Here is a 14,436-nt window from a genome sequence, read left to right as displayed (position 1 = left end):
GTTGACCGCCAGTACCGCCCCAGCGAGCTGCGGGTGTTGGTGACCCGGGCCAATCCCTCGGCCCTGCTGCTGCCCGCGCTGCCCGACCCGTTGGCTGAACTGGTCGACGAATTCACCCTGCGCCCCGGCACGGCGCACAGCTATACCGTCGCCAAGGGCCAGTATGTGCAGGTACTGGATGTGGCTGGCCGGCAATGCTCTGACTTTGTCGCGCTGGACCGCCGGGCGCTGGATCGCGGCCTGGAGCTGGACCTCGACCAGACCGTGACCCGCACCTTGAACGGCAGCGCATACCCGCTGCCCGGCCTGTTTTCGAAATTTTTCGACCGCCAGATGCAACCGATGCTCGAAGTGGTGCAAGACACCGTTGGCCGCCACGACTCCTTCGCCCTGGCCTGCGCGGCACGCTACTACGAAACCCATGGCTATTTTGGGCACGACAACTGCAGCGACAACCTGAGCCGGGTACTCGCCGCGCATGGCGTACAACCCCGCGCCGGTTGGCCGGCGATCAATTTCTTCTTTAACACCGGGATCGATGCCCACCAGCACCTGACCCTCGACGAGCCCTGGTCACGTCCCGGCGATTACGTGCTGCTGCGGGCCATGACCGACCTGGTGTGTGGCAGCACGTCCTGCCCGGACGACATCGACCCGGCAAACGGCTGGAACCCGACGGACATTCATGTCCGCATCTACAGCGAAAAGGAGCGTTTTTCCATCGCCATGAGCACTCGAGCAACGGCGGATGCCGACCCGATCCTGACCCGCGAAAGCGCATTCCACGGGCGTACCCGCGCCCTCACCAGCAGTTTTGTCGACTACCGCAACTGGTGGCTGCCACTGCGCTACGACGGCTACGGCGCCATCGAGGAATACCTCGGCTGCCGCGAGCGGGTGGCGGTGATGGACCTCACCGCCCTGCGCAAATTCGAAATCCTCGGGCCGGACGCCGAAGCCTTGTTGCAGTACTGCCTGACCCGCGACGTGCGGCGTCTGGCAATCGGCCAGGTGGTGTATTCAGCCATGTGCCACGAACACGGCGGCATGCTCGACGACGGCACTCTGCTGCGGCTGGGCCAGGACAATTTTCGCTGGATCTGCGGCGAGGACTACGCCGGCGTCTGGTTGCGTGAACAAGCACTAAAACTGGGCATGAAAGTCTGGATCAAGTCCGCCAGCGAGCAGATTCACAACCTCGCCGTACAAGGTCCGCGCAGCCGCGAGCTGCTGCAACAGATGGTCTGGACCCCGCCCGGCCAGCCAAGCATTGAAACCCTGGGCTGGTTCCGCTTTCTGGTGGGCCGCCTGGACGGTTACGACGGCTGCCCGCTGATGATTTCACGCACCGGCTACACCGGCGAACTGGGCTTTGAGGTCTGGTGCCAGCCCGAAGATGCCGAGCGCGTCTGGGACCGGATCTGGGCGCTGGGCCAACCCTTGGGCATCGTCCCGTTGGGCCTGGAAGCACTGGACATGCTGCGCATCGAAGCCGGTCTGATTTTTGCCGGGTATGAATTCAGCGATCAGACCGATCCGTTTGAAGCCGGGATCGGTTTTTCAGTGCCGCTTAAAAGCAAAACCGATGACTTTATCGGCCGCGACGCCCTGCTGCGCCGCAGCGCCCACCCCACGCACAAGCTGGTGGGCCTGCACCTGAACGGCAACGAAGGCGCACACCACGGCGACCCGGTCTACCGTGGCCGAGCCCAGGTCGGGGTGGTCACCAGCGCCTGCCGCTCACCGCTGCTGGGCAGCAACATTGCTTTGTGCCGGGTGGATGTGGCGTGCAGCGAAGCCGGTACTGAGCTGGAAGTTGGAAAAGTCGATGGCCTGCAGAAGCGCATCAGCGCCACGGTCAGCGCAGCGATCTTCTATGACCCGGACAAGAGCCGGGTGCGTAGCTGATCGACGAACGTCACCCCACTTTGCCTGCCCCACTACCACGCAATACAGACATGGGATCAAGAAAATGGAAGCGACTACGTTCGAGGCCGTACCGCAGTCCGCCCGTTCAGTGGGCAGCCTGCAGCGAAAAATCGATTGGCGAGGGGCGTTTTGGGTCGCCAGCGGCGTGCCGGCGCTGGTGCTGTTCACCATCGGCGCCATTGCCGCAACGGTGGGCAAACCGGCCTGGATTGTGTGGATCGTGTCGATCCTGTTCGGGTTTATCCAGGCCTTCACTTACGCCGAAATTGCCGGATTGTTCCCGCATAAATCCGGCGGTGCTTCGGTGTATGGCGCCGTGGCCTGGGTGCGCTACAGCAAGCTGATTGCCCCGGTGTCGGTGTGGTGCAACTGGCTGGCCTGGTCGCCGGTGCTGTCCATCGGCTCGGGGCTGGCCGCAGGCTACATCCTGACGGCGCTGTTTCCGGCCGACTCGCTGATCAACACCTGGCAACTCACCCTGCTCGATCTGGGCTGGGTCAAAAGCGGGCTGTCGTTGCGCATCAACGCCACCTTCGCCATCGGCCTGATGATTCTGCTGACGGTGTTTGCCGTGCAGCACGGCGGCATTCTGCGCTCGGCACGCCTGACCCTGGTGCTGGGCATGACTTCGCTGATTCCGCTGCTGCTGGTCGGCGTGGTTCCGCTATTTACCGGCGACACCCTGCAGGCCAATTTCTTCCCGCTCTACCCGCTGGCCCACGATGCGGCCGGGCAAGTGGTCGACGGCAGCTGGAACATGTCCGGCTGGACCCTGATGGCGGGCGGGCTGTTCATGGCCGCCTGGTCGACTTACGGTTTTGAAACGGCAGTGTGCTACACCCGCGAATTCAAGGACCCGAAACGCGACACCTTCAAGGCGATTTTTTACGCGGGCGTGCTGTGTATCTTCGTCTTCACCCTGGTCCCGCTGGCGTTTCAGGGCAGCCTCGGGCTGGGCCAACTGGTGACACCGGCGGTGCTTGATGCCAGCGGTGCGGTGGTTACCCCGGCGGTCTACAGCGGTCTGTTGTCCCCTGCCATCTACAGCGGCATGGGCGTCGGCCAAGTGATGGCCGACAGCATCGGTGGCGGCAAGCTGGTAGCCAACATCGTGCTGATCATGCTGGTGCTCGCCACTTTGCTGGCGATCATGACCTCCATGTCAGGCTCGTCGCGCACCCTGTACCAGGCGTCGGTAGACGGCTGGCTGCCCAAATACCTGGGCCGCACCAATGAGCATGGGGCGCCGACAGCGGCCATGTGGACCGACCTGGGTTTCAACCTGCTGCTGTTATTGATGTCGGACTACGTGTTCGTGCTGGCGGCGTCCAACGTCAGCTACATCATCTTTAACTTCCTCAACCTCAATGCCGGCTGGATCCACCGCATGGACCGCCCGGACTGGGCCCGCCCGTACAAGGCGCCCACCCTGCTGCTGGCAGCGGGTGGCGTGCTGAGTTTCGTCAACCTGGCCTGCATGGGCCTGGGCGCCGACATTTGGGGCGCGGGCACATTGCTGACCGGGCTGCTGCTGGCGCTGCTGATCCTGCCGGTGTTTTGCTTCCGCCATTACCTGCAGGACAAAGGGCGCTTCCCCGAAGCCATGCTCAACGACCTCTATATAGAGGCCGACTCGGGGCAAAAACGCGCGGGCTGGTTGCCCTACGCCACGTTGATCGCGGGTGTGCTCGTGGTCTATGGCTGCCATCAACTGGCGGTGATCTGACGTTTACGGCTGGAGCATCAGGGCACGTCCCTGATGCCCCAGCCCTTTTTAAACCTCAAGACAACGGTGATTCGATTGAACCCTTCAGCCCAGACACACGCCCGCATCATCGACGGCAAAGCCCTGTCGGCGCAGGTCCTCGACGAGGTTCGCGAAGACGTCCGCGCCCTCGCCGCACAACAGATTTACCCGGCGCTGGCGGTCCTGCTGATCGGCCAGGACCCGGCCAGCGAAGTCTACGTGCGCAACAAGCTGCTGCGCGCCAAAGACGTCGGCATCCGCTCGCTGGAGCACCGCCTGCCCGACAACGTCAGCCAGCAGCAGGTGCTACAACTGATCCAGCGCCTCAACGCCGACCCGGGCGTGAACGGCATTCTGGTGCAACTGCCGTTACCTGCGCACATCAATGAACAAGCGGTGATCCAGGCCATTGCGCCGATCAAGGACGTAGACGGATTTCATCGTGAAAACGTTGGCGGGCTGGTGCAAGGCGACGAGGTGCTCACACCCTGCACGCCCAGCGGTTGCATGCGCCTGCTGCACGAAACCCTCGGTGACCTGAGCGGCCTGCATGCCGTGGTGGTGGGTCGCTCCAATATTGTCGGCAAGCCTATGGCGACCTTACTGTTGCAGGCCAATTGCAGCGTCAGCGTGGTGCATTCGCGCAGCGTCGATGCTGCGGCGCTGTGCCGTCTGGCGGATATCGTGGTCGCGGCCGTGGGCAGGCCGCAGATGATCGATGCCCGCTGGCTCAAGCCGGGCGCTGTGGTGATTGATGTCGGCATCAACCGCATCGACACCAGCAACGGGCCCCGACTGGTGGGCGACGTGGATTTTGAGAGCGCGAGTCGCGTGGCCAGCGCCATCACCCCGGTTCCGGGCGGTGTGGGGCCTATGACCATTGCCTATCTACTGAAAAACACCCTGATCGCCAGTGAACTGCAACGCTCAGAGCGCCCGATCAGCTACCCGGCTGTCGGCTAAAACACCCATTTGTAGTCGCTGCCGAAGGCTGCGATCGGCGACACAGTCGTCGTAAATCAGCCAACGCGCTCATCCAGACAGATTCGGGGGCACAGGTTTCGCGATCGCTGCGCAATCGATCGCAGCCTCGCGGTGCTCGTCAGCGACTACAACCCCGTGGGAGCCGCCTCTTATCACCCCAGTCGTTTAAATAAAGGGGTTGGTGGCGAAAAGGAGTACCCTGCCGTCCGGCTTTTATTTTCCGCCCCAGGACCCTCTATGTTTCCCAACGCTGAACGCTATAACCACTCCACTGAATACGCCAACAAGCTGGTGGACCGCATCGGCCAGACCCCGGCCTGGATTGCCCAGCGCATCGGTGTCACTGAAAAACGCATGCGCTACATTCTCGCCGGTTCGCGCACGATCAAAGGCGATACGACCGAGATCCTGATGAGTTACGCCGAGCAGTTTTGTCTGGAAAGTCTGGCCGCTGAAGCCAAGGCCGCAAAAGACCGTGCCCGCTCCAAGGCCGCGACGCCCGCCAGCGACGCTTAAAACAACCCCATTTGCCCGCCCACCAGCGCGCTGAAGTCATCGTCGACAAACACCAGAATCGCATCGGCCACGGGCTGCAACTGCCGGGTCAGGTAGTGGTCGTAGTCGACCTCGGCAGTACGGTTTTCCAGCGGCTGCGGCCCCGCTACGGTGATGACGTAGCTGATATAGCCGCCATTCTGGTATTGCCGGGGTCGGCCTTGCTGGTCGTTGTATTCGTCTGCCAGCCGCGCCGCGCGCACGTGCGGGGGGACGTTGCGCTCGTAGTCGCTCAACGGCCGGCGCAGGCGTTTGCGGTAGATCAGCCATTCGTCATGCTGGCCCGCCAGGGTGCGCTGCACAAAATCGCGCACGTAATCCTGATACGGCTGGCGGTTGAAGATGCGCAGGTACAACGCCTGCTGAAACTGTTGCGCCAGCGGCGACCAGTCGCTGCGCACGGCTTCAAGGCCCTTGTAGACCATTTCTGCCTGCCCGTCAGGGCGCATCACCAGCCCGGCATAGCGCTTTTTACTGCCCTCTTCGGCCCCGCGAATGGTCGGCATCAAAAACCGGCGGTAGTGCGTTTCGAATTGCAGTTCCAGAGCGCTGACCAGCCCGTACTCATCACGGACATGGGCTTGCCACCATTGGTTGACGTGCTGCACCAGTTCACGGCCGATGCGGGCGGCATCGGCTTCGCTGTGTTCGCTGCGCAACCAGACAAAGGTCGAATCGGTGTCACCGTAGATCACGCTGTAACCCTGCGCTTCGATCAGGGCACGGGTCTTGAGCATGATTTCATGGCCACGCAGGGTGATTGACGAGGCCAGCCGGGTGTCGAAAAAGCGGCAGCCACTGGAGCCCAGCACCCCATAAAACGAGTTCATGATGATTTTCAGCGCTTGTGACAGCGGTGCGTTTTTCTCGCGCTTGGCCACTTCCCGGCCATTGGCTATCTGCTCGATGATCGCGGGCAAACAATGCCGGGTACGGGAGAAACGCGCGCCCCGAAAGCCCGGAACCGAGTGTTCATCGTCAGGGTCTCGCAGCCCTTCGATCAGCCCCAGCGGGTCGATCAAAAACGTGCGGATGATCGATGGATACAGGCTCTTGTAGTCCAGCACCAGCACCGACTCATACAACCCCGGCTGCGACTCCATGACAAAGCCGCCGGGGCTGGCCTGCGGCGGGTTATCGCCAAGGTTGGGGGCAACATAGCCCTGACGGTGCATCAGCGGCATGTACAAATGGTAGAACGCCGCCACCGAACCGCCGCTGCGGTCAGCTTCCAGCCCGGTGACCGAGGCACGCTCCAGCAAAAAGGTCAGCAGTTCGGTCTTGTGGAAGATGCGCGTCACCAGTTCGCAGTCCTTGAGGTTGTAGCGCGCCAGAGCGGGCTTGTCCTCGGCAAACATGCGGTTGATTTCGTCCATGCGCTGGTAGGGGGTGCTGATGTCCTTGCCTTCACCCAACAAGGTTTGCGCGACGTTTTCCAGGCTGAACGAGGTAAACGACCAGGTCGCCGAACGCAGCGATTCGATACCGTCGATGATCAAGCGCCCCGCCGCGCTGGCGAAATAATGATTGTTGCGCGAGCCGTGCTCACGCCACTGCATTTCGCTGCCCCCACGCCCCAACAGCAACGGGATACCCAGGCGTCGGGCATGTTCGTGCAAGATCCGCATATCGAACTGCACCACGTTCCAGCCAATGATCGCGTCAGGGTCGTGCAGCGCCATCCAGTGGTTCAGGCGCAGCAACAGGTCGCCACGGGTGGCGCAAAACTCGAGGTCGAAATCCACCGGGGTGTCGGCGTCCGTCGCCTTGCCCAGCATGTACACCTGGCGCTGACCACAACCTTCGAGGGCAATCGAATACAGGTCGCCCTGGGCGCTGGTTTCAATGTCCAGCGAGACCAGTTTTAAACGCGGCCGATAGTCCGGGTGCGGTTTCATCCGCGTATCCAGCAGCGGGCCATCCGTTTGGGGCTGGCCGCTAAAGCTCACCGGGGCGGTGATAAAACGCTCCATCAGAAAGCGTTCGGGTGGCCGTATATCAGCCTCGAACACCTCAACCCCGGCGCGGCGCAGGCGCTGGGCGATGTCGATCAATTGCCCATGCTGCTGGCTGTAAAGGCCCAGCACCGGCCGCGAATGGAAGTCGCGCAGGGCCAGCTCACGCAACTCGATATTGCGCTCATCCTGCACCAGCGCTTCGACCTGGGCACGTTGCGCCTGCGGCATAAACGCGACAGACGTCTGCACCGGCAGGCGCACGTGCTGCGGCCCGTCATCGGTGGCCAGCCAGAACTCCACTTCAACCCCTGACGGCGTATCGCGCCAGTGCCGGGTCAGTACAAAGCCATGTCTCAGCACAACGAGGCGCGCCTTACAAACACGTGGCAACCATGGCCAAACGGCGCAACGCAGCGCTGTCGTTTGGCTGCTTGGCGTAATAGCTCAAGGCGGTGCCGGTGCCCTGCGGCTGCAGGTCGACAAACGACTCGGCGCCACGGGTATAGACCGTCAAACGACCGGATTTGTCTTTGTCGATATAGGCACTGGCATCCACCCCGAACACACCCTCGTCTTCCCAGGTGAACTTGATGCACTCGGCCACCTTCGGCGTCTCTTTGTCAGAGATCAGGGCCCGCGTGGGGGCCTGGTTGCGGGCTTCATTCATCGCCGGTGAGACACACCCCGCCAGCAAGGCCAGGCCTACAGCGCCAATCAGCATTCGCATTGAATATCCCCTCAAAAAAAGTCGCCCACGATAGCACGCGGGTACAACGGATTCATTGGCTGACAGCCACACAACAACACATACGATGACTTGATAGCACTTTTTAAAACCGTGCGTTTCTCAACGGGCTTACGCGGACGTAAAAATGGCGATCCGCTTATAGAAATCACCGTTTCCGGGTCTTTTTATAACTGATTGGTTTGATTGAGGCATTGCGAGGTAAAAATTCAAGTCATATGATGTCTGTCAACTTGATTCGCCCAGCCCTGACTCTAATTCTAATAAGGACCATGCCATGACTGCCGAACACCCTCATCACGCCAGCAAAACGCCCGTGGTCACCAGCCTCCAGGTCATTCCGGTGGCTGGCCACGACAGCATGTTGCTCAACCTCAGCGGTGCCCACGGGCCTTTCTTTACCCGCAACATCGTGATCCTCAAGGACAGCAGTGGCAATGTCGGCGTGGGTGAGGTGCCGGGCGGTGAACGCATCCGGGAAACCCTGGAGGACGCCCGCAGCCTGGTGGTCGGCCAGGCCATCGGCAACTACCAGCGCGTGCTCAACAGCATGCGCAGCACCTTTGCTGCCCGTGATGCCGGTGGCCGTGGCCTGCAAACATTTGACCTGCGCATCACCATTCACGCCGTGACAGCCATGGAGTCTGCCCTGCTCGATCTGCTTGGCCAGTTCCTTGAGGTGCCGGTGGCGGCCTTGCTCGGCGAAGGCCAGCAGCGGGATGCGGTGAAGATGCTCGGCTACCTGTTTTATATCGGCGACCGCCAGCAAACCGATCTGGGATACCGCACTGAAGACAGCGCCGATGACTGGTTCCGCCTGCGCAATGAACACGCCATGACCCCCGAAGCCGTGGTGCGACTGGCTGAAGCCGCGCAGGCCAAATATGGCTTTAACGACTTCAAGCTCAAGGGTGGCGTGCTTCGCGGCGCTGAAGAAATCGAAGCCGTAACCGCCCTGGCCGAACGCTTCCCCAACGCGCGTATCACCCTTGACCCCAACGGCGCGTGGTCGCTCAAGGAAGCCATCGCCCTGTGCCGCGACCAGCATAAAGTGCTGGCCTATGCCGAAGACCCGTGCGGCGCCGAAAACGGCTATTCCGGGCGCGAAGTGATGGCCGAGTTCCGCCGCGCCACCGGCCTGCCGACCGCCACCAACATGATCGCCACCGATTGGCGCGAAATGGGCCATGCGATCCAGTTGCAATCGGTCGACATCCCGCTGGCCGACCCGCATTTCTGGACCATGCAAGGCTCGGTGCGGGTCGCGCAAATGTGCCACGAATGGGGCCTGACCTGGGGCTCGCACTCCAACAACCACTTTGATATTTCGCTGGCCATGTTCACCCAGGTCGCTGCCGCCGCGCCCGGCGAGATTACCGCCATTGATACCCACTGGATCTGGCAGGACGGCCAGCACCTGACCCGCGACCCGCTGCAGATCATTGACGGGGAGATCCAGGTACCGGCCAGACCCGGCCTGGGTGTGGACATCGACATGGACGCCGTCGCCAAGGCCCACGAGCTGTACAAAGGCATGGGCCTCGGCGCACGGGACGACAGCATCGCCATGCAATACATGATTCCCGGCTGGAAATTCGATAACAAAAAACCGTGTCTGGTGCGCTGAGCCGCGCTGCACGCACGCCTAATGAGTAAGGATTGAACACATGTCGACAGTTACAGGCCACAACTTTATCGCCGGTCGCCGCAGCGCCGCAGGCACCACCCTCCTTCAAAGCCTTGATGCGACCACGGGCGAAGCTCTGCCTTATCACTTTTATCAAGCTACCGCCGAAGAGGTCGACCTGGCCGCCCAGGCCGCCGATGAAGCTTTTGCGAGCTTCCGCCAACTGAGCCCCGAGCGCCGCGCCGAATTCCTCGACGCCGTCGCCGATGAAATCGACCAGCTGGGTGACGATTTTGTCGCCCTGGTCTGCCGCGAAACTGCGCTGCCGGCCGGGCGCATTCAAGGGGAGCGTGGCCGCACCAGCGGGCAGATGCGCCTGTTTGCCAAGGTTTTGCGGCGTGGTGACTTTTTAGGCGCACGCATTGATTTGCCGCTGCCGGATCGCAAGCCGCTGCCCCGCGTAGACCTGCGCCAATACCGGATTGGTGTAGGGCCGATTGCGGTGTTCGGCGCGAGCAACTTTCCGCTGGCGTTCTCAACGGCGGGTGGCGATACCGCCGCGGCCTTTGCCGCAGGCTGCCCGGTAGTGTTCAAGGCCCACAGCGGGCACATGGCGACGGCTGATCAGGTCGGCTGCGCGATTATCCGCGCCGCCGAAAAAACCGGCATGCCCAAAGGCGTGTTCAACATGATTTTTGGCGCAGGCGTCGGCGAGCCTCTGGTCAAGCACCCGGCTATCCAGGCCGTGGGCTTTACCGGATCGCTGCATGGCGGCAATGCCCTGAGCAAAATGGCCGCCGAGCGCGAGCAGCCGATCCCGGTGTTTGCCGAGATGTCGAGCATCAACCCGGTCATCCTCCTGCCTCAAGCCCTGGCCGCACGCGCGCAAAGCATCGCCAAAGACCTGGCCGCTTCGGTGACCTTGGGCGGCGGCCAGTTCTGCACCAATCCGGGCCTGGTCATCGGCGTGCGCTCACCTGAGTTCAGCGGATTTGTGCAACAACTGACCCAACACATGAGCGAACAGGCGCCGCACACCTTGCTCAATGCCGGTGGCCTGCGCAATTACGCCAAGGGCATCGAGCAGTTGCTCAACCATGCGGGCATCAGCCATCTGGCGGGACATGAACAGAGCGGCACGCAAGCGCAGCCGCAACTGTTCAAGGCCGATGTCAGCCTGCTGCTGAACAAGGACCCGCTGCTGCAAGAAGAAGTGTTTGGCCCGGCGACCTTGATCATCGAAGTGGCTGATGACGCGCAGCTAAAAGCTGCCTTGCTGGCCTTGCGCGGGCAACTGACTGCCACCCTGATTGGCGAACCTGGCGACCTGCAACACTATCAGTGGCTGGTACCGATCCTTGAACAAAAGGTCGGGCGTATTCTGGTCAACGGCTACCCGACCGGCGTCGAAGTGTGCGATGCCATGGTCCACGGCGGCCCTTACCCGGCCACTTCGGATGCTCGCGGTACGTCGGTGGGTTCGCTGGCGATTGATCGCTTCCTGCGCCCGGTGTGCTACCAGAACTACCCCGACGCCCTGCTTCCCGCAGCGTTGCAAAACAGCAACCCGCTGGGCTTGCAGCGCTTGGTCAATGGCGAGTGGAGTGCGCGAGTGATCGATTAAAAGATCACTCTGTAGGAGCGAGCTTGCCTCGCGATCTTTTGATCTTTTAAAGATCGCGAGGCAAGCTCGCTCCTACAGTTTTGATGTACAGGCCAAATTTCAGGCAAAAAAAAGCCCAAGTAGCTGATGGAAACTTGGGGCTTAAAAATGCATAAACCGTGGTAGGTGAACGCAGGGCGATAATACCCCAGTGTTACGACAGGTAACAAGAAATTTTGCGCGATTTTTCTCCGGGCGGTACTGACCCAAATCAATAAACGCTACTCGAACCCGAACAATGCCCGTGGCGCCTCGACCAGCAGTGCATGCCTGACCTCAGCCGGGCACTCCAGTGCGTCCAGTTGTTGGACCACCGAGGTGTAGCTGACACGCTCTTCGTGTTGCGTATGCGGCCAGTCGCTGCCCCACACCAACCGCTCTGGACCCAGGCTTTGCTGCAACAGGCGCAACGCCGACCTGGCGAAATCGAGGTTCTGTTGCTCAGTCCCGGCCAGTCGATAAATGCCCGAGACTTTCATCCACACCTGCTCGCCCTGCCCCAGCTCAAGCATCTGGCGAAAGCCCGGCTGTTCTAGTCCTAATCGCGCATCCGGGCGACCGAAGTGATCGATGACCACCTTGATCCCGAACGGCTTGAGTTGCCGGAGCAAACCCGGCAGGTCTTCAACCTGACGGTGCAGTTCGATGTGCCAGCCTAACGCCGCGATATTTCCTAGGAACGCCTTCCAGACCGGCTGGTTAAAATCAGGCAATGCACAGCCCATCAAGTTCAAGCGTGCACCCACTACGCCCTGGCCAGCCAGTTCACGCATCTGCGCCCGTTCGGTGCCTGGGTCCAGCACCACAACCCCACGCAACTGTTGCGGCGCTTGCTTGAGCGCCGCCAGCAGGTAGCGGTTGTCAGTGCCGAGAAAACTCGGCTGCACCAGCACGCCATGACTGAAGCCATTGGCCTGCAATTGGCTCTGGTACTGCGCCAGAGTGGCGTCGTAGCCCGGGGTATAGCGCCGTGCGGCCGCCAGGCTCAGTTCGCGACTGAACACATGAGCGTGGGAATCAATGCCGCTAATCGGCGTAAAGCGGGTATCAGGCATGTCGTTCATCTATCAAAAGTAATGGGTATCAGGCACGTGCGGTGTCGTTGCTGCTACCACTGGCCGGTTGCGCCTGGATGGGCGCTTCAAGGTTGCGGCCACGGGTTTCCGGCAGGCACAGGGCGGCAATCACCGCCACGCCATAGGCAATCCCGGCGTCGATACCAATCGCCGAGCCCAGGGACATGGACTCACTCATGTGCCCGACCAAGAACGGGAACACCGCCGACAACACGCGCCCGAAGTTGTAGCAAAAGCCGACACCGGCGCCGCGCACATCCGCCGGGTACAGTTCGTTAAACAGCGCCCCGAGGCTGGCCGGAATCCCTGCCGCGAAAAAGCCCAGCGGAAAGCCGAGGAACAGCATTTGCGTATTGCTCAAGGGCAGGAAGACGTAGCACTGCACGGTGATCACGCAGCACAGGGCGAACAGGATGATATTTTTACGTCGCCCGATGCGGTCGATCAAAAAACCACTGACCACGCAGCCGCACCAGAAAGCCGCAATGATCACCGCCAGATAACCGCCCGAGTTCAACACCGACAGGTTGCGTTCGGTTTTCAGGAAGGTCGGCAGCCAGGTCATGACCGCGTGGTAACCGCCGTGGGCACCGAGGCCCAACAGCCCGCCAAACAAGGTCACGCGCAGCAGTTCAGGGCGAAAAATACCCGACAGCGATTTGAAGAAGCTTGGCGGGATGGCGTTTTCTTTTTGCAGACGCTGAAAGCTGTCGGGTTCTTGCACGTTGCGCCGCACCCAGATGATCAGCAGCGACGGCAGCAGCCCGACCAGGAACATCACCCGCCAGGCCATGTCTTGCGGCACCAGCGAATAGATCAGCGTAAACACCCCGACGGCCAGCCCCCAGCCGACGGCCCAGGCGCTTTGTACGGTGCCCATGACCTTGCCGCGATAGTTCGGGTTAATGGTTTCGGCCATCAGCACTGCGCCCGCGGCCCACTCGCCGCCGATACCAAAGCCTTGCAGCGCCTTGACGATTAACAGTTGGTTGAAGTCGGTGACAAAAGCCGAGAGGAAAGTGAAGAACGAAAACCACAGGATCATCCACTGCAGCGTGCGCACTCGCCCGTAGCGGTCGGACAACGTGCCGCCGACCCAGCCGCCGATGGCAGAAGTCACCAGGGTCACGCCGCTGATCAAGCCGGCGTCGCTCTTGGTCAAGGCGAAAGCGGCAATCAGTGCCGGAATCGCCAGACCAAACATTTGTACTTCCAAAGCGTCGAGCGACCAGCCGCCGAAGCAGGCCCAGAACGTTTTGCGTTCCCGTGAAGTGATCTGACGATACCAACTGAACATGTTTTTTATCCTTATAAGTCAAACGCAAGGCGGCCGGATGCGGACCGTGCCGCCGTCAGGCCAGTCAAAAGCAACACACAAAAAAGCCCACGGTCCGCAGGCAGCGGGCCGAAAGCTTGGGGTTAGCGGATGTCCACGCTGTAACGGAAGTGTTCGGCATGCCCGCGCGAGCGCCGCCATTCCAGCGGCGTACCGGCGTAGTCACGAGCCAGGCGCTCAATCACCACCACCGGGCTATTGACCGGCACTTGCAGCAAGCGTGCATACACGTCATTGACCGATTCGGCGGTCAGGGTCTCTTCCGCACGGGCGACGACCTGAGCGCAGACATCTTCATAGATCGGATAGAGCAACGGCCCCTGTTGGCTCAAGTCGAGCTGCAGCAAGGGCGCAAACAGTGCGTGAGGCAGCCAGATTTCTTCGGCCAGCACCGGCTGCTCATCCAGCAAACGCACGCGCATGATACGAATGACCTGCGCATCGGCGGGCAAGCCCAAGGCTTGAGCCACGGCCGAAGGCGCGGCGACCGGCTCTACTGAGAGGATGCGGCTCTGCGGCACCTGGCGCTCGCCGGCAGCGGTTTGAAAACGGAAAAAGCGAAACAGCGACGACTGAAACTGAGGCCGCCGAATAAATGTCCCGCGACCTTGCTGGCGCTCCAGAATGCCCTCGCTGACCAGCGCATCAATGGCTTTGCGCACGGTGCCGGTTGAGAGCAGGTATTGCGCCGACAGCGCGGCTTCAGTCGGGATCGCCTCCCCCGGACGCCAGCGATTTTGCGCGATCTGCTCCGCCAAATGATCACGCAAGCGTTGGTACTGCGGCAGGCGGGTATCACCGGATAGAGAATTCATT

Annotated in this window: 11 protein-coding genes; 6 read left to right on the top strand and 5 right to left on the bottom strand. The window is 61.4% G+C overall.

What is annotated here, in order from left to right:
• From GHO25_RS20970 to GHO25_RS20955, 4 genes are all read left to right on the top strand, one after another.
• Positions 1-1,908, top strand: a 1,908-nt coding sequence (locus GHO25_RS20970) for a DUF1989 domain-containing protein (RefSeq protein WP_153392187.1), incomplete at its 5' end; no start/stop codon positions are given.
• A gap of 64 nt (positions 1,909-1,972) precedes the next feature.
• Positions 1,973-3,655, top strand: coding sequence for an APC family permease (locus tag GHO25_RS20965; RefSeq protein ID WP_153392185.1), 1,683 nt, complete (start codon positions 1,973-1,975; stop codon positions 3,653-3,655).
• Between the two features lie 33 nt (positions 3,656-3,688).
• The gene (folD, locus tag GHO25_RS20960) at positions 3,689-4,639 is read left to right on the top strand and encodes a bifunctional methylenetetrahydrofolate dehydrogenase/methenyltetrahydrofolate cyclohydrolase FolD (protein ID WP_153392183.1); all 951 of its coding nucleotides are present in this window, start codon (positions 3,689-3,691) and stop codon (positions 4,637-4,639) included.
• A gap of 258 nt (positions 4,640-4,897) precedes the next feature.
• Positions 4,898-5,176, top strand: coding sequence for a hypothetical protein (locus tag GHO25_RS20955; RefSeq protein ID WP_048369134.1), 279 nt, complete (start codon positions 4,898-4,900; stop codon positions 5,174-5,176).
• On the opposite strand, the gene GHO25_RS20950 is transcribed toward GHO25_RS20955, so the two are convergent.
• Together GHO25_RS20950 and GHO25_RS20945 are read right to left on the bottom strand one after the other, a co-directional pair.
• Positions 5,173-7,533 carry a DNA polymerase II gene (locus GHO25_RS20950; RefSeq protein ID WP_372240958.1) on the bottom strand — a complete coding sequence of 787 codons (2,361 nt, stop codon included), beginning with the start codon at positions 7,531-7,533 and terminating at the stop codon, positions 5,173-5,175. The two genes, GHO25_RS20955 and GHO25_RS20950, sit on opposite strands and share 4 nt — an antisense overlap.
• Positions 7,534-7,546: 13 nt before the next feature.
• Positions 7,547-7,900 (bottom strand): hypothetical protein, encoded by a 354-nt coding sequence (locus GHO25_RS20945; RefSeq protein ID WP_048369136.1) that lies wholly within the window; start codon positions 7,898-7,900, stop codon positions 7,547-7,549.
• A gap of 295 nt (positions 7,901-8,195) precedes the next feature.
• Between GHO25_RS20945 and gudD the strand changes: the two genes are divergently transcribed.
• Together gudD and GHO25_RS20935 are read left to right on the top strand one after the other, a co-directional pair.
• Positions 8,196-9,545: a glucarate dehydratase gene (gene gudD, locus GHO25_RS20940; protein WP_048369137.1), complete on the top strand. Its 1,350-nt coding sequence runs from the start codon at positions 8,196-8,198 to the stop codon at positions 9,543-9,545.
• A 40-nt stretch (positions 9,546-9,585) separates the two neighbouring features.
• Positions 9,586-11,169 carry an aldehyde dehydrogenase (NADP(+)) gene (locus tag GHO25_RS20935; protein ID WP_153392179.1) on the top strand — a complete coding sequence of 528 codons (1,584 nt, stop codon included), beginning with the start codon at positions 9,586-9,588 and terminating at the stop codon, positions 11,167-11,169.
• A 260-nt stretch (positions 11,170-11,429) separates the two neighbouring features.
• On the opposite strand, the gene GHO25_RS20930 is transcribed toward GHO25_RS20935, so the two are convergent.
• The 3 genes from GHO25_RS20930 to GHO25_RS20920 form a co-directional block, all read right to left on the bottom strand.
• The gene (locus tag GHO25_RS20930) at positions 11,430-12,263 is read right to left on the bottom strand and encodes an amidohydrolase (RefSeq protein WP_153392177.1); all 834 of its coding nucleotides are present in this window, start codon (positions 12,261-12,263) and stop codon (positions 11,430-11,432) included.
• 28 nt (positions 12,264-12,291) lie between these two features.
• Complete coding sequence (locus GHO25_RS20925; RefSeq protein ID WP_153392175.1) at positions 12,292-13,581, bottom strand: MFS transporter; 1,290 nt, start codon at positions 13,579-13,581, stop codon at positions 12,292-12,294.
• Between the two features lie 122 nt (positions 13,582-13,703).
• Positions 13,704-14,435: a GntR family transcriptional regulator gene (locus GHO25_RS20920; RefSeq protein WP_153392172.1), complete on the bottom strand. Its 732-nt coding sequence runs from the start codon at positions 14,433-14,435 to the stop codon at positions 13,704-13,706.
• Position 14,436: the final 1 nt, after the last annotated feature.

The sequence above is a fragment of the Pseudomonas sp. FSL R10-1350 genome (assembly GCF_009600525.1).
In the GTDB taxonomy this organism is placed as follows: domain Bacteria; phylum Pseudomonadota; class Gammaproteobacteria; order Pseudomonadales; family Pseudomonadaceae; genus Aquipseudomonas; species Aquipseudomonas helleri.
Note: the sequence above shows the minus strand (reverse complement) of the source record. Positions and strands in the feature narration are given on the sequence as shown.

Bases quoted from the DNA above. Each gene is read 5' to 3' on its own strand.
- GHO25_RS20965 (WP_153392185.1), top strand. From the start codon at position 1,973: ATGGAAGCGACTACGTTCGAGGCCGTACCGCAGTCCGCCCGTTCAGTG.
- GHO25_RS20945 (WP_048369136.1), bottom strand. From the start codon at position 7,900: ATGCGAATGCTGATTGGCGCTGTAGGCCTGGCCTTGCTGGCGGGGTGT.
- GHO25_RS20925 (WP_153392175.1), bottom strand. From the start codon at position 13,581: ATGTTCAGTTGGTATCGTCAGATCACTTCACGGGAACGCAAAACGTTC.
- GHO25_RS20935 (WP_153392179.1), top strand. From the start codon at position 9,586: ATGTCGACAGTTACAGGCCACAACTTTATCGCCGGTCGCCGCAGCGCC.
- folD (WP_153392183.1), top strand. From the start codon at position 3,689: ATGCCCCAGCCCTTTTTAAACCTCAAGACAACGGTGATTCGATTGAAC.
- GHO25_RS20920 (WP_153392172.1), bottom strand. From the start codon at position 14,435: ATGAATTCTCTATCCGGTGATACCCGCCTGCCGCAGTACCAACGCTTG.
- GHO25_RS20955 (WP_048369134.1), top strand. From the start codon at position 4,898: ATGTTTCCCAACGCTGAACGCTATAACCACTCCACTGAATACGCCAAC.
- GHO25_RS20930 (WP_153392177.1), bottom strand. From the start codon at position 12,263: ATGCCTGATACCCGCTTTACGCCGATTAGCGGCATTGATTCCCACGCT.
- gudD (WP_048369137.1), top strand. From the start codon at position 8,196: ATGACTGCCGAACACCCTCATCACGCCAGCAAAACGCCCGTGGTCACC.